This is a genomic window from Pseudomonas frigoris (assembly GCF_047758635.1).
Taxonomy (GTDB): domain Bacteria; phylum Pseudomonadota; class Gammaproteobacteria; order Pseudomonadales; family Pseudomonadaceae; genus Aquipseudomonas; species Aquipseudomonas frigoris.
Genome location: NZ_CP180479.1, coordinates 1304801 through 1324461, shown reverse-complemented (window position 1 = coordinate 1324461; position 19661 = coordinate 1304801). Strand labels below are relative to the sequence as shown.

Sequence of the window (19661 nt, the reverse complement as noted above, 5' to 3'; positions counted from 1 at the left end):
ATCGAAGGCTCTGCGCCCTCCTTCGACCCTGCCAAAGCCCCCACGTGACAAGGGCTCTGGCAATTCACCAAGGCCTGTTAAAACTGCCTGTTCCGGATTGTTGGGGCTGAAATCGCCAGACGCTAAAACAGGCCAGTTTTGTTGCGTGTTCATGTACCAATTCGGCGCCTTGAAATGCCTTGCGACACTCCTGCTGTGACAACATGTCGCACACGTGCCGCACCCATACTTGTCACGCATCAAGGTCATTTTACCTGCGCCCTGAAATGCAAAACGCCCCGGCCCCCTCAACGAGGGCCGGGGCGTTTTTTTGTAGGACGTAGCGATACGGCGGATGACTTCAGCGCAGCGCTTTGCGGTTACGTGAAGTGAGCAGCGGCACCAGCACCACGACCAGCACAAAGGCTAACAACGCCCATTGTGCGAGCGACAGTCCGAGGATCGGCGGGTACGGCGTGGAGCAGAAACCGTCGACCTGGAAGCCCAGCGGGAAGATCTTCGCCAGTGGCAAACCGTCGACTATCGGTTGCAGTACATCGATGCCGCAACTGACCGCCGGATAGAACTGGGTGTAGACGTGATGCCCGGCCACCCCGACGCCTGCCAGGGCGCAGATCACCACCAGGGTTTCAAATACCGTGATGCTGCGGCGGGTGCGCATGGCCGCGCCGATGAACGCGAAGAGCGCGATCAGCAGCAACGCATAACGTTGCAGTATGCACAGCGGGCATGGCGCCTCGCCCAGAACAATTTGCATGTACAGCGCGCCACCGATCAGCGCTAGGCAGATGATGCCCAGCAACACCAGATAGCGCCGTTCACGGCCCAATCGCATCGTTTCCTCGCTCATTGCGTTTCCCTTCTAAATATCGATTGCCCAGAAGTCTACACGCTGGCCCTGACCTTTGAGAGTCCGGCGCGCACAGCGGGGTATCGGGGAATAGACGACAAGCCGGTTAAGAAGGGATTAACTTTCAAGCGTTTCTCAGGAATCGGAACCGCGCAGAGGCTTTCACGAGAAAGCCCCTGCAAGCGATTGATCAGTCGCCGTAAATATCGGATTTGAAGTACTTCTCTGAAATCTTCTGGTATTCGCCACTGGAGCGAATGCCATCGATGGCCGTGTTCAGCTCGGAGACCAACTCAATGTTGCCCTTGCGCACCGCAATCCCGGCGCCCTCGCCCACGTATTTCGGATCCTTGAGCTCCGGTCCGACAAAGGCATAACCCTTGCCACGAGGCATCGTCAGGAAGTCATTCAGCGGGATGGTGTCAGCAAAAATGGCATCGAGGCGACCGGCAGCCAGATCCATGTAGATCTCTTCGTTGTTGCCGTAACGCTTGACGTTGATACCCTTCGGTTCGAAAACCTCAGAGGCGTAACGGTCAGTGGTGGTTGCGCGTTGCACGCCGACCGTCTTGCCCTTGAGGCTGGCGTACTGGTCATCCACGACCGCTCCGTCCTTCATCACCAGACGCGATGAGGTGAAGTAGTACTTGTGGGTGAAATCCACCGACTTCTTGCGGTCTTCGTTGATGGTCATGGACGACAGCGCCATGTCGATTTTCTTCACTTTAAGCGAAGGAATCAGACCGTCGAACTCACCTTCGACCCAGACGCACTTGACCTTCATCTGCGCGCACAGGGCATTGCCGATGTCGTAGTCGAAACCGACAATCTCGCCTTTATCGGTTTTGGACGCGAACGGCGGATAAGCCGCTTCGATGCCGATGCGCAGGGTTTTATCGGCGGCGAACAGGCTGCTGCACGCCAACAGGCTCAGAGCCAGACCGGTGATGAGGGGGAATTTCTTCATGTTCGTTCTCTCGCGGGTTGTTGTTGGTTTGGCAAGACAGAAGAAAGAGCAGAAACGGAGAAGCGCTTTTTTGTACTTATAATTCCATACTGGACTTTTATGTATTATTCGTCAATCGGGGCCCTTAAAGATGTGGCCGCCGATGGTCGGGAGGTGAATCAGTGGGAAATTGGGTGATGCGGATGGCCTCTTCGCGAGCAAGCCCGCTCCCACATTGGTTCTGAGTCGAACACAAAACTAGTGTTTGATGGAGATCTAATGTGGGAGCGGGCTTGCTCGCGAAGGCGGACTGACAGTCAATGAAGAACTAACTGGCTGTCTACTGCTTCCAGCGATCCGCCGCCGCATGATCACTGTCGCGCCCTTCAACCCAACGCGACCCGTCAGGGGTGTTTTCTTTCTTCCAGAACGGTGCGCGGGTTTTCAGGTAGTCCATGACAAAGGCGCAGGCATCGAACGCGGCCTGGCGATGGGCGCTGGCGGCGCCGACGAAGACGATCGGTTCACCCGGTTCCAGGGTACCGATGCGATGCAGCACTTCAAGTTTGAGCAGCGGCCAGCGTTGCTCGGCCTCTGTGGCGATCTTGGCGAGGGCTTTTTCGGTCATGCCCGGGTAGTGCTCAAGGAACATCCCGGCGACGTCGAGTCCGTCATTGAAGTCGCGAACATAGCCGACAAAACTCACCACCGCACCGACGCCCACATTGGCGGCGTGCATGGCGTTGACTTCAGCACCCGGATCGAACGCCGTGGACTGCACGCGAATCGCCATGGCTCAGCCTCCGGTCACGGTCGGGAAAAAGGCCACTTCATCGCCATCGCTCACCGGCTCATCGAGCTGGCACAGGTCTTCGTTGCGGGCGCACATCAGGTTCTGTTCGCTCAGCACATCGGCACCGTCACGCTGGGCCAGCAGCGCGCGCACATCGTCGACTGTGGCGAAGTCACCTTCAACCTTCACCGAGTCCACGCCTATCGCTTCACGGTAACGGGCAAAAAACTTCACGGTGAGGTTCATGGCTGGTCCGCCTGGAAATGGCCGCTCTTGCCGCCGAGTTTCTCCAGCAGGCGCACGCTTTCAATAGTCATGCCGCGATCCACGGCTTTGCACATGTCGTAGATAGTCAGCGCCGCGACGCTGGCGGCGGTCAGGGCTTCCATTTCTACGCCGGTCTGCCCGGACAATTTGCAGCGCGCGACGATGCGCACGGTGTCGTCACCTTCGGCATTGAGTTCGACCTTGACGCCGGTGAGCAGCAGCGGATGGCACAGAGGGATCAGATCGCTGGTTTTCTTCGCGGCCTGAATGCCGGCGATACGCGCCACGGCGAACACATCACCCTTGGGGTGACCGCCGCTGACGATCATCTGCAGGGTTTCGGGCAGCATGCGCACCAGCGCTTGGGCCGTTGCTTCACGGAACGTCACGGCTTTTTCAGTGACGTCGACCATATTGGCGCGACCTTGGGAATCGAGATGAGTCAGCACAGGGATACTCCTGATCAGGAGCACCGATTGTAAACCTGTGGGTCAAAATTCCGCACGTTTGATTGCATGATTGCCACGATCCAATGTGCGGGCTTGCTCGCGAATGCGGTGTGTCAGTCGACATAGATACTGACTGTCACACCGCATTCGCGAGCAAGCCCGCTCCCACATTTAATTTGTGTCGGGCATAAAAAACCGGGCGACCTTGGAGGCCGCCCGGTTTTGGTGAGGGTTTACAAATGCGATTCGGCGTATTCGGCCAGAATCGAACGTGGCACCCCTTGCAGGGTGATGTGCACACCGTTAGGGAAATCCTTGAAGCGCTCTGTCAGGTACGTCAGCCCGGAACTGGTCGCGGACAGGTAAGGGGTGTCGATCTGCGCCAGGTTGCCCAGGCACACTACTTTGGAGCCGGCGCCGGCACGGGTGATGATGGTTTTCATCTGGTGCGGCGTGAGGTTCTGGCATTCATCGATCAGGATCAGACTCTGCTGGAAGCTGCGGCCTCGAATGTAGTTGAGGGATTTGAACTGCAACGGCACTTTGCTGAGGATGTAATCGACACTGCCATGGGTGTTTTCGTCATCCATGTGCAAGGCTTCGAGGTTGTCGGTGATGGCGCCCAGCCAAGGCTCCATTTTTTCCGCTTCGGTGCCGGGCAGGAAACCGATCTCCTGGTCCAGACCCTGCACGCTACGGGTCGCGATGATCCGGCGATAGCGTTTGCTGACCATGGTCTGCTCGATCGCCGCCGCCAGTGCGAGGATGGTTTTACCGGAACCTGCTGCCCCGGTCAGGTTGACCAGGTGGATATCCGGGTCGAGCAAGGCGTACAGCGCCAGGCTTTGATAGATGTCACGCGGTTTCAGGCCCCAGGCTTCCTGGTGCAACAGGGGTTCCTGATGCAGGTCGAGAATCAGCAGCTTGTCTTCCTCGATCTCCTTGATCCAGCCGACAAAACCCTGTTCGTCGATGATGAACTCGTTGATGTGCACCGCCGGCAGGTTGTCGATCAACTGCACTTGGTGCCAGGTGCGGCCGTGATCCTGACGAGTGTCGACATTCCTCACACGGTCCCAGAAGGAGCCGGTCATGTTGTGATAACCGTTGGGCAGCAGTGACACGTCGTCGACCAGTTGGTCGGTGCTGTAGTCCTCGGCCGCGATCCCGCAAGCCCGGGCCTTGAGGCGCATGTTGATGTCTTTGGTGACCAGCACCACAGGCAGCTTTGGTTCGCGCGCGTGCAGGTCGATCAACTGGTTGATGATGATGTTGTCGTTCAGGTGCTCGGGCAGAATGATGTTCGGTTCGGCACGTTTGCTCATCAAAATCGACAGCAAACCCTTGGGCCCACTCTTGCCGCGCTGGATCGGCACACCGAGTTCGACATCTTCGGGGCTGGCATCGCCTAAGGTCTTGTCGATCAGGCGAATCGCCTGACGGCATTCTGCAGCCACGCTGTGATGCCCGCTCTTGAGCTTGTCGAGCTCCTCAAGCACGGTCATCGGGATGGCGACGTGGTGTTCTTCGAAGTTAAGCAGGGCGTTTGGATCGTGAATCAATACGTTGGTATCGAGTACATAAAGGATTGGCTGGTTGGAGGAAGAACTACGTCCGTGATCATCCATACTCGGTCACCTTTGTGGGAGCCAGTCGACGCAATACCGTGACAGTGCTGCGCCTCGAAGTGGCCACCGAATTCACCTGCGAGGATTCAAGTGAACTGCATCCATAGCTGGGTCTTGGAAGACGCCACCTGTGTTGCAGGTTTCGGCGGTCTGTCTTCGTAATACTCCAAAACCTGTGACAGAAAAAAGTACTTTGACGTTTTTTTGAAGTTTATTTTTCAGAGTGACCAATAGCACTAGGCGGATTGCCATCACCCCGTTAAAGTCGGAAGTCCGCCTGCATCGAATTCTCGCCCAAAATCATCCCTCCCCCAATGTTTACGGCCTTTCGCCGTTTTCAGCGAAACGCGTCCTGACAGTCTTCCCAGCCGATTCCGCTTTGCGCCGTTTGCGTGATGAGCCAAGGCATCGCCGTTTTCAGCGCATCCTGCTTCACGTTGAAGTTGATCACCCCGTGGCGCCACAACAGCATCAGACTCAACACCCGTTGCGCGCTCTGATTGGCTTTTAGCTTGCCGGCACCGTCCTGGGCATCGATATCCCACAGCGCCACCTGCAAGCCCTGGGATTTGAAGAATCCTTCAGCGTCAGACCGACGTTGACCATCGGGCGGCCGAAACAATGGCACGTAGTTTTCGGGCAGTTTGCTTTTGACCAGTTCGACGCTGCGTCGCACCGAGTCCTGCCAGTCCTGCCAGTGGCTGTGGGAGCGAAATTCCCAGCCTTGTGCGCCAATGCACTGCTTCGAGTACGTCGCTTGCAGGCTGGCTACCGAACGATCGGCCAGACGGGCCTGGATGTCCTTGCCGAGGACGAAGAACGTGCCGTTCATGTTCGACTTGCGCAGGTATTCCGTGGCCCAGGCGGTGTTATCCGGCGCGGTATTGGCGGCGCTGTCGAAGGTCAGCAAAAACAGCCGGTCATGCATCTGATCGCCGTTGCGCTCATAGTCGCCAAAACGATCGACTTCGCTGCTGGTTTGCGGAAACAGCGCTGCCTTGCGCAATTGCTCGTCCAGGTACTGGGCGTGGAACAGCCGGCTCGGCTCGGCCCACTTTATGTAGTAGCTCTCATCGCTGACCTGAAACTTGGCGGCTTGCTGGCGCAGGGTGTCCATGTCCTCGACCAGGAAACAGAAGGAGGCATCCTGATCGCAGCTCTGCTGGGCGTAGTTGTAGTTGGTCAGCAGCCGCTGCCACATGCGCTGGCGCAGGTTGTTGATCGACTCCAGATTGACCGTGCGCAACCCCAGGCGCTGGGCCAGGCTCACTTCATCCAGGGATTCGCTGGCCAACAGGACGCGAGAAAACATGAGGATCTCGGCCCGTGACGCCACATCAAACAGGGTCGGGCTGTTGAGCTGTTCAGGCCAGGTGCTGCGATCAAGCGTCGCCACATCGCCCGACGCCGCCATGGCACCGAAGCTCAACAGCCAGGCCGAGAATAGAAAAACGATACGCAATGGGATGTCTCCATAACAAAACCCGCGCGGCACTATATCGCGGGAAGATCAAAAGATCGCAGCCTCGCTTCGCTCGACAGCTCCTACAGATGTACGCGCACCGTAGGAGCTGTCGAGCGAAGCGAGGCTGCGATCTTGTTCCATGACACCACCGATCACCTATGACGCTCATCGCTGGAGTGAACACGGACAACCCCCTAGAATCGCCCCCACGATTAAAGGAGACGACTTCATGCTGATGGTGATTTCCCCCGCCAAGACCCTCGATTACGAAACACCGCCGGCGACCCAGCGCTTCACCCAGCCACAATATCTCGACCATTCCCAGGAGCTGATCCTGCAATTGCGCGAGCTGGCCCCTGCGCAGATCAGCGAGTTGATGCACGTCTCCGACAAGATCGGCGGGCTCAACGCCGCGCGTTTCGGCAGCTGGACGCCCGCGTTCACTCCGAAAAACGCCAAACAGGCACTGCTCGCCTTCAAGGGCGACGTCTACACCGGGTTGAATGCTCAAACCTTCAGCGAGGCCGATTTCGATTACGCCCAGCAGCACTTGCGCATGTTGTCCGGCCTGTACGGCCTGCTGCGCCCACTGGACCTGATGCAGCCGTATCGACTGGAGATGGGCACCAAACTGGCGAATGCCCGTGGCAAGGACTTGTATGCCTTCTGGGGCACACGGATCAGCGAATGGCTGAACGAAGCCCTGGCCGATCAAGGCGATGACGTGCTGCTGAACCTGGCCTCCAACGAGTACTTCTCGGCGGTCAAACGCAACGCCCTGAACGCGCGCATCATCAATACCGAATTCAAGGATCTGAAGAACGGCCAGTACAAGATCATCAGCTTCTACGCGAAAAAGGCCCGCGGCATGATGAGTCGCTTCGTCATTGAAGAGCGTATCAACGACCCGCAAGCCCTCAAGCAGTTCGACGTACAAGGTTATCGCTACAGCGCCGAGCAGTCTAAACCGGACAATCTGGTGTTCCTGCGCGATCACGCACCCGAGTAAACACCTGGTTGGCGCACGCCTCATTAAGGGTCGTGCGCCACGTCCAATCGTCCAACAATTCCCCGCCTCATTCGTCATATTACTGACGCCAGAAATCAATCACTCGATTTCCTAACTTTAGTTTCACTCGACTTTGTTGAATTTTTTCAGTAGTGGCACTGAAATTTTTTATCGGTAGTGGCACATAACTATCTAATCCGACAATAACCCTATATATCAAGGGCGAAACAGGTGTTGCTATCAATATGAGAGCAGTGCCATCTTTTTCAATATTTCAAGAAATTTCAGAATTCGCGATGGGTGGACAGGAACTATGTCCAAATGCGTCGCTCATACCACCGGTAACCATTCTCTCTGAGCTTGTACGAGATAACTTACGCAGAGAAGAGATTCACGTAGCAAAGTTGTCACATTAACTTCCGCGAACGGGTCCCTGATTTGGGCAACACATGAAGGATAGGAGATAAACATCTTGAGTATCCCCTACGAGGCCAAGGCTGCGCCCCTATAAACGTGCTCACCTGAGCACCCAACCGCTTGATTTACGGGCTTCCGCCTGGCATTGAGCGCGCAAGACCTTTGCACGAATGTCTTCTGATTAGAAGATCTGCTGCATAACAGGGCACGCCATAACAATAAAAGCCTAGTTGCGCACCTTTTGAGTGAACTTATTTAGACACTCGGAACTTATATGCCTGCACGCGGCATTGTGGCGCCTTTAAGGCGCACTTCCGAGTGCACTACCACCGCTGAACACCATTAACTCCGGCCATGTAATGGCTTGATAAACACAGAGGTAATTGCGATGCGCATCAGCATATTTGGTTTGGGTTACGTCGGCGCAGTATGTGCCGGTTGCCTGTCTGCACGGGGCCATGACGTCGTTGGCGTCGATGTTGCCAAAGACAAAATCGATATGATCAACGCCGGTAAATCGCCGATCGTTGAACCGGGTCTGGGCGAGCTTCTGCAGAAGGGTATCGAGACGGGCAAATTGCGCGGCACGACCAACTTCGCCGAGGCGATTCGTGACACCGACCTGTCGATGATCTGCGTCGGCACGCCGAGCAAGAAGAACGGCGACCTGGAACTGAACTACATCGAAGCCGTGTGCCGCGAGATCGGTTTTGTCCTGCGTGACAAGACCACCCGTCACACCATCGTGGTTCGCAGCACCGTACTGCCAGGCACTGTGGCAAACGTAGTGATCCCGATCCTCGAAGACTGCTCCGGCAAGAAAGCCGGCGTCGACTTCGGCGTTGCAGTGAACCCTGAGTTCCTGCGTGAAAGCACCGCGATCGCCGATTACGACCTGCCGCCAATGACCGTCATCGGCGAGTTCGACAAGGCGAGCGGCGACGTTCTGCAATCGCTGTACGAAGAACTCGACGCTCCGATCATCCGCAAGGACATCGCCGTGGCCGAGATGATCAAGTACACCTGCAACGTGTGGCACGCCACCAAGGTGACCTTCGCCAACGAGATCGGCAACATCGCCAAGGCTGTCGGCGTCGATGGTCGCGAAGTGATGGAAGTGGTCTGCCAGGACAAGACGCTGAACCTGTCCCAGTACTACATGCGCCCTGGTTTCGCGTTCGGCGGTTCCTGCCTGCCGAAGGACGTTCGCGCCCTGACCTACCGCGCCGGTTCCCTGGATGTGGAAGCACCGCTGCTCAACTCGCTGATGCGCAGTAACGAGTCCCAGGTGCAGAACGCCTTCGACATCGTCACCAGCCACGGCAAACGCAAAGTCGCCCTGCTGGGTCTGAGTTTCAAGGCCGGTACTGACGACCTGCGCGAAAGCCCACTGGTTGATCTGGCGGAAATGCTGATCGGCAAGGGCTACGACCTGAGCATCTACGACACCAACGTCGAATACGCCCGTGTCCACGGTGCGAACAAGGATTACATCGAGTCGAAGATCCCTCACGTCTCGTCCTTGCTCAACTCCAATTTCGACGACGTGATCAACAGCTCCGACGTGATCATCCTCGGCAACCGTGACGAGAAGTTCCGCGCTCTGGCGCAGAACGCTCCACACGGCAAGCAAGTGATCGACCTGGTCGGTTTCATGTCCCAAGCCACCAGCGTGAGTGGCCGGACTGAAGGCATCTGCTGGTAATGCGGTCGTAGGAGCTGTCGAGTGAAACGAGGCTGCGATCTTTCCAGGTCCACTTGAGTTTCAAGCGAAAGATCAAAAGATCGCAGGCTTCGCCAGCTCCTACAGGATTTCTGGCGTCATCCAGACCGGATGTCGCCAGTTTTCGTAAGCCTGCCTTAACCCCATCGGGCCACCCCACAGGCTCGCCCGAGATAGAGACGGATGCAGATTATGCACAGGCTAAAGCACGGCCTACTTCAGGCCGCCGGTTGGCTGTTTTACTTAAGTATTTTGATGGGCATCGCCATGGCGTTGCCTGCGTCCACGTTCGACTCCGAGTCGAAGGACTTCATCTTCCTGATCGGTATCGTCGGTATCTGGCGCTACTCGATGGGTGCCACGCACTTTTTGCGCGGCATGCTGTTTCTGTACGTGGTCTACCCGCACCTGCGGCGCAAAGTGCGCAAGCTGGGTAAAGCGGCAGACCCGTCCCATGTGTTTCTGATGGTCACCAGTTTTCGTATCGACGCGCTGACCACCGCCCAGGTCTACGCCTCGGTGATTCGCGAAGCGATCGACTGCGGCCTGCCGACCACCATGGTCTGCTCCATCGTGGAAATGTCCGATGAGAAGCTGGTGAAAAGCCTTTGGGCCAAAATGAATCCACCGGCTCGCGTCAAGCTCGACTTCGTGCGCATTCCCGGCACCGGCAAGCGCGATGGCCTGGCTTACGGTTTCCGCGCCATCTCCCGCCACCTGCCGGACGACCGCGCAGTGGTTGCAGTGATCGATGGCGACACGGTGCTCGCCGAAGGCGTCGTGCTCAAGACCGTGCCGTGGTTCCAGCTGTTCGGCAATGTCGGCGGCCTGACCACCAACGAGTTCTGCGAAGTGCGCGGCGGCTACATCATGAGCGAGTGGCACAAACTGCGATTCGCCCAGCGCCACATCAATATGTGCTCGATGGCCCTGTCCAAGCGCGTGCTGACCATGACCGGGCGGATGTCGGTATTCCGCGCCACCGTGGTGACCAACCCGGACTTCATCGCCGACGTGGAAAGCGACTCGCTGCAACACTGGCGCCTGGGTCGCTTCAAGTTCCTCACCGGTGATGACAAGTCGAGCTGGTTCAGCTTGATGCGCCTGGGCTACGACACGTTCTACGTACCGGACGCCGCCATTCACACCGTGGAACACCCGCCGGAAAAAAGCTTCATCAAGGCCAGTCGCAAACTGATGTTCCGCTGGTACGGCAACAACCTGCGGCAGAACTCCCGCGCCTTGGGCCTGGGTATGAAACGTCTCGGCCTGTTCACTTCGGTGGTGCTGTTCGACCAGCGTGTATCGATGTGGACATCGCTGTTGGGCCTGACCGTCGCGATCATCGCCAGCTTCAAGTACGGCATCGCGTTCATCCTGGTTTACCTGCTGTGGATCGGCATTACCCGTCTGATCCTGACCGTGCTGCTGTCTTTGTCCGGTCACACGATCGGCCCGGCCTACCCGGCGATTCTCTATTACAACCAGATCGTCGGCGCGCTGGTGAAGATCTACGTGTTCTTCCGCCTCGACCGACAGTCCTGGACTCGCCAGCCCACTTCCCTGACCCGTGATCTCGCCAGCTTTCAAGGTTGGTTCAACACTTGGTCGTCTCGGACCATGACCTTCTCCGCCGGCAGCATTTTTGTTGCTGTGCTGCTGATGATGGTCTGACCGAACTCGCCTGAATTAACTAGGAAATCGTCCATATGAATACCGCCGTCAACGCCAACGTAGTGCATGAATCAGAAGCCCAGCGCCAGCACGCCCGGGTAAAAATCCCGGCCAAGCTGCGCTTCTACGGTCCTGACCGGACCCCGGTAGAAGCTCGGGTCATCGACCTCTCCGCTGGCGGCCTGGCTTTCAACGCCGGTCAGCTGCCATTGAAGATCGGCGATGTGTACAAGGCTCGCCTGCAGTTCGTCATCGATAACCTCGGCCTGGCCATGGACGTCGAGTTACTGGTGCGCTCCCACGACCGCGAAACCGGTCGTACCGGTTGCCAGTTCCAGAACCTCGAATCCCAGGATATTTCCACCCTGCGCCACCTGATCACTTCGCACCTGGCCGGCGACATCGTCACCATGGGTGAAGTGCTGGCCACCCTGCAACGCGACAACTTCACCAAGGCGCGCAAGAACAAGGATGGCGGCCACGGCATGACCCCGTTCGGTCGTCTGCGTGCAGTGACCTTCAGCTTCGCGATCTTCCTCGTCGGTCTGACGGCATTCGGCTTCATCTTCAAGTCGGTGTACGGCATGTACTTCGTCAGCCACGCCCAGGCCGGTCTGGTCAGCGTGGCAGGTATGAACATCACCATGCCGCGCGACGGCACGGTGCAGAGCCTGATCAAAACCGACGGCGTTGCGGCCAAAGGCGCGCCACTGGCGACGTTCAGCACCAGCATGCTCGACGTACTCAAGGGCCATCTTGACGACAATCAATTACAACCGGCCAAGGTTGAAGAACTATTCGGCAAGCAAATGACCGGCACCCTGACGTCGCCGTGTGATTGCACCGTAGCGCAGCAAATGGTCGCCAACGGTCAGTACGCCAGCAAGGGCGATGTGATCTTCCAACTGGTGCCGCGTAACAGCGAAGCCAACGTTGAAGCGCGCTTCTCCTATCGCCAGTTCGGCGACGTGCTGCCAGGCAGCTCGGTCAGCTTCCAGATCGCCGGCGAAGACAAAACCCGCTCCGGCACGATCATCAGCAGCACCAGCCTGAAAAGCGCCGACCTGTCGTCCGACATCCGCGTGCTGATCAAGCCTGACGAGCCGCTGGACAGCAAATTCGCCGGTCGCCCGGTTGAAGTCAACGCCACCCGTGGTCCGAACCTGAACTGGCTGATCGACAAAGCCATGGCCGCCGGTCGATAAAAACAAGAGGACATGCCCGTGACTAGCCCACTCAGAATCCTGCCAGTCCCGCTGACTCTGGCCATGGCAATCGCCCTGGCCGGATGCGCCGGCCTGCCCGACCAGCGTCTGGCCAACGAAGCCCTCAAGCGCGGTGATACCACGCTGGCGGCGCAGAATTACCAGCAATTGGCAGACCTGGGCTACAGCGAAGCACAGGTTGGCCTCGCCGATATCCAGGTCGACAGCCGTGACCCGACGCAGATCAAGAAAGCCGAGGCGACTTATCGCGCTGCGGCCAGCGTTTCGCCGCGGGCTCAGGCTCGCCTGGGTCGTCTGCTGGTGGCCAAACCCGGCTCCACCGAAGCCGAACAGCACGAAGCCGAAGGCCTGTTGAAGAAAGCCACTGCCGCAGGCGAAGGCAACACCCTGATCCCGTTGGCCATGTTGTACCTGCAATACCCGCACAGTTTCCCGAACGTCAACGCACAACAGCAGATCAGCCAATGGCGCGCCGAAGGCAAGCCGGAAGCGGGCCTGGCCCAAGTGCTGCTCTATCGCACCCAGGGCACTTACGACCAGCATCTGGACGAAGTGGAAACGATCTGCAAAGCCGCGTTGAACACCACCGACATCTGCTACGTCGAACTGGCCACGGTCTATCAGAAAAAAGCCCAGCCAGAGAAACAGGCCGAGCTGATCAAGCAAATGCAAGCCGCTCAGGCTCGCGGCGCGGTTTCCGCCCAGCGGGTGGACAGCGTGGCCCGCGTACTGGGCGATGCATCCCTGGGCACGACCGACGAGAAAACCGCCCAGTCGCTGCTCGAAGGCATCGCACCCGGCTACCCCGCTTCCTGGGTCAGCCTGGCGCAACTGCTCTACGACTTCCCGGAACTGGGTGACGTCGACAAGATGATGAAGTACCTGGACAACGGCCGCGCCGCCGACCAGCCGCGTGCCGAACTGTTGCTGGGCAAGCTCTACTACGAAGGCAAAATGGTGCCGGCCGACGCGAAGGTCGCCGAAGAACACTTCAAGAAAGCCGTCGACAGAGAAGTGGCCGCCGATTACTACCTCGGCCAGATCTACCGTCGCGGTTACCTGGGCAAGGTCTATTCGCAGAAAGCGCTGAATCACCTGCTCAAGGCTGCGCGTAACGGTCAGAACAGCGCCGACTTCGCCATTGCCCAACTGTTCTCCCAAGGCAAGGGCACCCGGCCCGACCCGCTTAACGCTTATGTCTTCAGCCAATTGGCCAAGGCTCAGAACACCCCGCAAGCCACCGAGCTTGCACAAACACTCGAAGCCCAACTGCCGCCTGCCCAGCTCGCCGAGGCCCAACGCCTGTTGAAACAAGAACAGGCCGTTCGTGGTGCCTTGAGCCAGAACCCGCTGGAACTGCATGCCCTGGAAGAAGAAGACGGCGAGGAATCCCTATGAAGTTGAATCCATTCGTTAAGGCCGGTATAGGCCTGTCATTCGCCCTCTTGTGGTCGTGCCCGACCCTGGCGGCCCTGACTGAAAGCAAGAACTACGGCCTTGACGTGAAAGTCACCGCCCAGTCCGAAGACGACGCCGACCTCGGCACTGCCAAGGGCGGTGACGTCAATGGCGTCGGCCTCGACTTGCGTCCGTGGATCTATGGCGAGAGCGGCGCGTGGAGCGCCTACGCCATGGGCCAGGCGGTGACGTCCACCGACATCATCGAAACCGACACCCTGCAACAGGCCGACGACGCCAACCAGACCACCAACAGCGGTGATCGCACGTCCAAGAAAAATTACCTGGCGATGCGTGAATTCTGGGTCGGCTACAGCGGCCTCACGCCCTACCCCGGCGAGATGCTCAAACTCGGTCGCCAGCGCCTGCGCAATGACGACGGCCAATGGCGCGACACCAACATCGAAGCCCTGAACTGGACCTTCGACACTACCCTGTTGCGCGCCAACGCCGGTGTTGCCGAACGCTTCAGCGAGTACCGCACCGACCTCACAGAACTCGCGCCCAAGGACAAGGATCGCCTGCACGCTTACGCCGATGCGGCGTACCAGTGGACCCCAGGCAACTGGGTCGGCATTCGTGGTCATCACACCCACGATGACGGCAAGCTCGACTACCCGCAACCGGGTGTGGCCGGCGACTCGCTGGACAAGAAACAGAACGGCGACATCAGCTGGATCGGCCTCACCGCCGACAGCGATGCCTACAACTGGCGCAACACAAACACCGTCAACTACTGGGGCAGCGTCACCGGCATGAGCGGCGACCGCGACAAGGTCAACCCGTTGAACGCCGATGGCACCGCTCCGGCACAAGCCAAAACCAATGGCAATGTTGATGGTTGGGCCACCGATTTGGGTGTGCGTCTGCGCCTCGATCCGCAATGGCAAGTGGGTGCAGCTTATGCCCGTGCCAGCGCTGATTACGAACAGAACGGCCTGCAAAGCAACCGTTCGAACTACACCGGTACTCGCTCGCGGGTTCACCGTTTCGGCGAAGCGTTCCGTGGTGAAACGAACAATATGCAGTCCGCTACCTTGTTCGGTTCGTGGATGCTCAACGACGAATACGACGCCAGTGTGATCTACCACAAATTCTGGCGCGTCGACGGCAGCAAGCCGGTCGGCAGCAACGGCATCAACGCCGTCGAGAACAACACCGACGACGCGACCGGCGCGATTCTTTCCAGCACTTCCCTGCCGCTGCAAGATGGCAACAACGACCTCGGTCAGGAAATGGACGTGGTCGTCACCAAGTACTTCAAGCAAGGCCTGCTGCCCGCAGCCTTGAGCCAATCGATCGATGAGCCTTCGGCCCTGGTGCGTTTGCGTGGCGGCGTGTTCAAGCCCGGTGATGCGTACGGCAAAGGCGTCGACTCGTACATGCACCGCGCGTTTGTCGACGTGATCTGGCGCTTCTGATGCGAACCGCTAAGGGAGTTCCTGACATGAACAGTCCGAAGAGAGGCTCGATAACCTTGCTGGCCAGCGCGATGTTGCTGGCCAGCACGGCAGTCTTCGCCACTGTGGAGCCGGCCTCGCCCGTTCACAAAGGCCAGCCGGCGACCATTGCCAAGGGGTTGCAACAGGCCAGGACCTACACCGTCAGCAGCGCACCGACTGCGCCGCTGGAGCTGGCCAAACCGAAACTGCCGGACACGTCCGGCTACACCGCCGAAGCCATCGCCGCGAAAATCGTGCGCGCCACGGCCGGCAAAATCAGCGTGCGCCGGATGATGCAGGAAGACGCGCTGAAGGACTTCATCGGCGGCGACAACAAGATGTCTGAATGGGTGGTGCGTCAGCACGGCATCCCGCAGGCCATCTTCGTCGACGACGGCTACATGAACCTCAAGGATCTGGCCAAGAAGGTGCCCAAGCAGTACTTCAGTGAAACCTCGCCGGGTGTGTTCCTGGCGAAGTTGCCGATCGTGGTCGGTAGACACGGCATTCTGGAAATCGACAAGCAGACCCAGGAATTGCGCCTGTCCCAAGAGGCCGGTTCGTTCCTGGTCAACGACGGTCAGCTGTTTGTGCGTGATACCAAAATCACTGGCTGGAGCGAGAAGGCAAACGGCCCGGCGGCCTTCAAGTCGCCGAAGGAATTCCGTCCGTTCCTGCTGTCCTGGGGCGGCACCGAGACCTACATCGCCAACAGCAAAATCGCCAGTTTCGGCTACGCCAACAGTAAGTCCTATGGCGTGAGTATTTCCCAATACACGCCGAACATGGCCAAGGTGCTCAAGCGCCCTGAACCGACCGGCTGGATCGTCGGCTCCGAGTTCTCGGACATGTGGTACGGCTTCTACTGCTACGAAGCCCGCGACTTTGTGGTCAAGGGCAACACCTACAAAGACAACATCGTCTATGGCATTGACCCGCATGACCGTTCCCACGGTCTGATCATTGCCGACAACACGGTATTCGGTACCAAGAAGAAGCACGGGATCATTATTTCCCGAGAAGTGAACGACAGTTTCATCTTCAACAACCGCAGCTACGACAACAAGTTGTCGGGCCTGGTGATCGACCGTAACAGCGTGAACAACCTGATCGCCTACAACGAGATCTACAAGAACCACACCGACGGCATCACCCTCTACGAGAGTGGCGACAACCTGCTGTGGGGCAACAAGGTGATCAGCAACAAGCGTCACGGCATCCGGATTCGTAACAGCGTGAACATCCGCCTCTACGAAAACCTGTCCATGGCCAACGGCCTGACCGGTGTCTACGGACACATCAAGGACCTGAGCGACACGGACCGTGACATTAAGCTCGACCCGTTCGACGCCCAGGTGTCCCTGATCGTGGTCGGCGGCGAACTGGCCGGCAACGGCAGCGGACCACTGTCCATCGACTCGCCGCTGAGCGTCGAGTTGTATCGCGTGTCCATGCTCGCACCGACCAAATCCAGCGGCATCAGCTTCTCGGGAATTCTCGGTGAGCGCCAGGATGAAATTCTCGACCTGCTGGTACGCCAGCAGAAAGCCGTGCTGATCGACCCTGTCGAACGCCAGACCGAAATGCGGGACTGAGGATAATTTTATGCACCCACACTTGATCAAATTACTCAGCCTGTCGGCTCTGACCGTCGGCATTTTCGCGGCCAGCGCCGGCGCTCGTGCCGATGAAGCCAAAGCACCTGCCTTCAGCGCCGAGCCGTGCTGCAGCCTGTGTCCGGCAGCCAACGACCCGAAGAACTACACCACGCGTTACCAGCAGAACTTCACCACGCTGGTGCAGGCTCAGGGCGACTGGTTGTTCCGTACGCAAGAAGACTTGCGCACCGAGTTCGACACCACACCCGGCGGCTACAAACGCATGAAAGAACTGCACGATGCGTTCAAGAGCAAAGGCATTGAACTGGTCATCGTTTACCAGCCGACCCGTGGCCTGGTGAACCGCAACAAGCTCAACCCGGAAGACAAGGCCAAGTACGATTTCGACAAGGCCCTGAAGAACTACAAGACCATGCTCGGGCGTTTCGCCGCCATGGGCTACACCGTGCCGGACCTGTCGCCGCTGACCAACGAGTCGTTGCCTGACACTCTGCCGGCCCACGATTTCTACTTCCAGGGCGACCAACACTGGACGCCGTATGGCGCCCAGCGCACGGCGAAAATCGTCGGTGAGCAAATCAAGAAAATGCCGGCCTTTGCCGACGTGCCCAAGCGCGAATTCGAGAGCCATAAGTCGGGTCGTATGGGCAAGACCGGAACGTTACACAACATGGCTGGTCAACTCTGTGGCACCAGCTACGCGATCCAGTACATGGATCAGTTCACCACCGAGCCGAAAGGCGAAGCAGCTGATGGCGATCTGTTCAGTGATTCCGGCAATCCGGAAGTCACCCTGGTCGGTACCAGCCACAGTGGCAAGAACTACAACTTCGCCGGTTTCCTCGAAGAGGCCATCGGCGCCGACATCCTCAACGTGGCGTTCCCCGGCGGTGGCCTGGAAGGTTCGATGCTGCAGTACCTGGGCAGCGAAGAGTTCCAGACCAAGCCGCCGAAGATTCTGATCTGGGAATTCTCGCCGCTCTATCGCCTCGACCAGGAAACCATCTACCGCCAGATGATGGCGCTGCTGGACAACGGTTGCGAAGGAAAGGATGCACAGATGACCGGCAGCACCACGTTGAAACCGGGCAAGAACGAATTGATGGTCAACAGCAAGAACCTGAACCTGCAAAACAGCAGCCACCAGGTTGATATCCGCTTCGCCGATCCGTCGGTGAAAACCCTGCAAGCCACCCTCTGGTACATGAACGGTCGCCACGAGGACATCAAGATCGAGAAACCGGAAACCTCCGATACCGACGGGCGTTTCGCCTTTGAGTTGCGCACGGACGATGACTGGGCCTCGCAGAATCTGCTGGCCGTCGAAGTCCAGGGCCCTGAAGCAGGTGCCGCGCCACAGAAAGTCGAAGCGAAAATCTGCAAACGCAACGTGTTCCCTGGCGTTGGGCAGCGTACCGCTCAAGCCGGGCAATGAGGCAACTCTTATGACATGCATGCAAACCCGAACTTTGAAAAAGTTACTCGCGCCCTCCCTGCTGACTCTGGCGATGTTCGCTGGCGCCACCCAGGCAGCCGCGCCCCTGCGTCCGCCACAGGGATACTTCGCGCCGATTGAAAAAGTCAAAACCGGCGACAAGAGCGAAGGCTGTGATGCGATGCCGACGCCGTACACCGGCTCGCTGCAATTTCGCAGCAAGTACGAAGGCTCCGACAAGGCCCGTTCGACACTGAACGAGGCATCGGAGAAAGCCTTCCGTGACACCACGGCCGACATCACCAAGATTGAGCGCGGCACCAGCAAGCGCGTGATGCAGTACATGCGTGACGGTCGTCCGGAACAGCTCGAATGCACCCTCAATTGGTTGACCGCCTGGGCCAAGGCTGATGCGTTGATGTCCAAAGACTTCAACCACACCGGCAAGTCCATGCGCAAATGGGCGTTGGGCAGCATGGCGTCCTCCTACATTCGCCTGAAGTTCTCCGACTCGCATCCGTTGGCGAACCATCAGCAAGAGTCGCAGTTGATTGAAGCCTGGTTCAGCAAAATGGCAGATCAGGTGGTCAGCGATTGGGACAACCTGCCGCTGGAAAAAACCAACAACCACTCCTACTGGGCTGCCTGGTCGGTGATGGCAACGTCCATCGCCACCAACCGCCGCGACCTGTTCGACTGGTCGGTGAAGGAATTCAAGGTCGGCGCCAATCAAATCGACGCCCAGGGTTTCCTGCCCAACGAACTCAAGCGCCAGCAACGCGCCCTCGCCTATCACAACTACGCCCTGCCGCCGCTCGCGATGATCGCCAGTTTCGCTCAGGTCAACGGTGTGGACTTGCGTCAGGAAAACAACGGCGCATTGAAACGCCTGGGTGATCGAGTGCTCGCGGGTGTCGAAGACCCGGAAGAATTCGAGAACAAGAACGGTAAGGATCAGGACATGACCGACCTGAAAGTCGACTCGAAATTCGCCTGGCTCGAACCGTTCTGCACGCTCTACACCTGCTCGCCGGATGTGCTTGAGAAAAAGCACGAGATGCAGCCGTTCAAAACCTTCCGCCTCGGTGGTGACCTGACCAAGGTCTACGACCCGGCGAACGAGAAGGGCAAAAAAGGCTCCTGAAGGCACATATAAAACCTGTGGGAGCGAGCTTGCTCGCGATGACTGAGTGTCAGTCGACATCGATGTGAATGTCAGACCGCTATCGCGAGCAAGCTCGCTCCCACAGGGGTCAGTGT

The 19661-nt window shown here is 58.3% G+C and carries 16 protein-coding genes; 9 read left to right on the top strand and 7 right to left on the bottom strand.

Annotated features, from left to right (window positions below; translation table 11 throughout):
- Positions 1–340: 340 nt before the first annotated feature.
- From ACMXYH_RS05955 to ACMXYH_RS05925, 7 genes are all read right to left on the bottom strand, one after another.
- Positions 341–850, bottom strand: a complete 510-nt coding sequence (locus ACMXYH_RS05955; RefSeq protein WP_129438267.1) for a disulfide bond formation protein B — start codon at positions 848–850, stop codon at positions 341–343.
- Between the two features lie 190 nt (positions 851–1040).
- Positions 1041–1817 (bottom strand): ABC transporter substrate-binding protein, encoded by a 777-nt coding sequence (locus ACMXYH_RS05950; protein WP_415766583.1) that lies wholly within the window; start codon positions 1815–1817, stop codon positions 1041–1043.
- Positions 1818–2136: 319 nt separating this feature from the next.
- Positions 2137–2589 (bottom strand): molybdopterin synthase catalytic subunit MoaE, encoded by a 453-nt coding sequence (gene moaE, locus ACMXYH_RS05945; protein WP_415766582.1) that lies wholly within the window; start codon positions 2587–2589, stop codon positions 2137–2139.
- Between the two features lie 3 nt (positions 2590–2592).
- The gene (gene moaD / locus ACMXYH_RS05940; RefSeq protein WP_415766581.1) at positions 2593–2835 is read right to left on the bottom strand and encodes a molybdopterin converting factor subunit 1; all 243 of its coding nucleotides are present in this window, start codon (positions 2833–2835) and stop codon (positions 2593–2595) included.
- Positions 2832–3305 (bottom strand): cyclic pyranopterin monophosphate synthase MoaC, encoded by a 474-nt coding sequence (gene moaC, locus ACMXYH_RS05935; protein WP_129438276.1) that lies wholly within the window; start codon positions 3303–3305, stop codon positions 2832–2834. The genes moaD and moaC overlap by 4 nt, the downstream gene beginning before the upstream one ends.
- 233 nt (positions 3306–3538) lie before the next feature.
- On the bottom strand, positions 3539–4933 hold the full coding sequence (locus ACMXYH_RS05930; RefSeq protein WP_129438280.1) for a PhoH family protein: 1395 nt from the start codon (positions 4931–4933) through the stop codon (positions 3539–3541).
- A 337-nt stretch (positions 4934–5270) separates the two neighbouring features.
- Positions 5271–6395 (bottom strand): polysaccharide deacetylase family protein, encoded by a 1125-nt coding sequence (locus ACMXYH_RS05925; protein ID WP_129438282.1) that lies wholly within the window; start codon positions 6393–6395, stop codon positions 5271–5273.
- 232 nt (positions 6396–6627) lie between these two features.
- On the opposite strand from ACMXYH_RS05925, the gene yaaA reads away from it, so the two are divergent.
- The 9 genes from yaaA to ACMXYH_RS05880 all read left to right on the top strand — a co-directional run bounded on the left by yaaA (position 6628) and on the right by ACMXYH_RS05880 (position 19545).
- A complete protein-coding gene (yaaA, locus tag ACMXYH_RS05920; protein ID WP_415766580.1) occupies positions 6628–7407 on the top strand; it encodes a peroxide stress protein YaaA in 780 nt (259 codons plus the stop codon).
- 805 nt (positions 7408–8212) lie between these two features.
- Positions 8213–9529: a nucleotide sugar dehydrogenase gene (locus ACMXYH_RS05915; protein ID WP_129438286.1), complete on the top strand. Its 1317-nt coding sequence runs from the start codon at positions 8213–8215 to the stop codon at positions 9527–9529.
- A 210-nt stretch (positions 9530–9739) separates the two neighbouring features.
- On the top strand, positions 9740–11221 hold the full coding sequence (gene alg8, locus ACMXYH_RS05910) for a mannuronan synthase (RefSeq protein ID WP_415766579.1): 1482 nt from the start codon (positions 9740–9742) through the stop codon (positions 11219–11221).
- A 35-nt stretch (positions 11222–11256) separates the two neighbouring features.
- The gene (locus ACMXYH_RS05905) at positions 11257–12426 is read left to right on the top strand and encodes an alginate biosynthesis protein Alg44 (protein ID WP_129438290.1); all 1170 of its coding nucleotides are present in this window, start codon (positions 11257–11259) and stop codon (positions 12424–12426) included.
- 12 nt (positions 12427–12438) lie between these two features.
- Positions 12439–13845, top strand: coding sequence for an alginate biosynthesis TPR repeat lipoprotein AlgK (algK, locus tag ACMXYH_RS05900; protein WP_415766578.1), 1407 nt, complete (start codon positions 12439–12441; stop codon positions 13843–13845).
- Complete coding sequence (locus ACMXYH_RS05895) at positions 13842–15326, top strand: alginate export family protein (protein ID WP_129438293.1); 1485 nt, start codon at positions 13842–13844, stop codon at positions 15324–15326. Before algK ends, ACMXYH_RS05895 begins: the two co-directional genes overlap by 4 nt.
- A gap of 26 nt (positions 15327–15352) precedes the next feature.
- Positions 15353–16942: a mannuronan 5-epimerase AlgG gene (algG, locus tag ACMXYH_RS05890; RefSeq protein ID WP_415766577.1), complete on the top strand. Its 1590-nt coding sequence runs from the start codon at positions 15353–15355 to the stop codon at positions 16940–16942.
- Positions 16943–16952: 10 nt separating this feature from the next.
- Positions 16953–18401 (top strand): alginate O-acetyltransferase, encoded by a 1449-nt coding sequence (locus ACMXYH_RS05885; protein ID WP_129438298.1) that lies wholly within the window; start codon positions 16953–16955, stop codon positions 18399–18401.
- A 10-nt stretch (positions 18402–18411) separates the two neighbouring features.
- Positions 18412–19545: a mannuronate-specific alginate lyase gene (locus tag ACMXYH_RS05880; RefSeq protein ID WP_415766576.1), complete on the top strand. Its 1134-nt coding sequence runs from the start codon at positions 18412–18414 to the stop codon at positions 19543–19545.
- Positions 19546–19661: the final 116 nt, after the last annotated feature.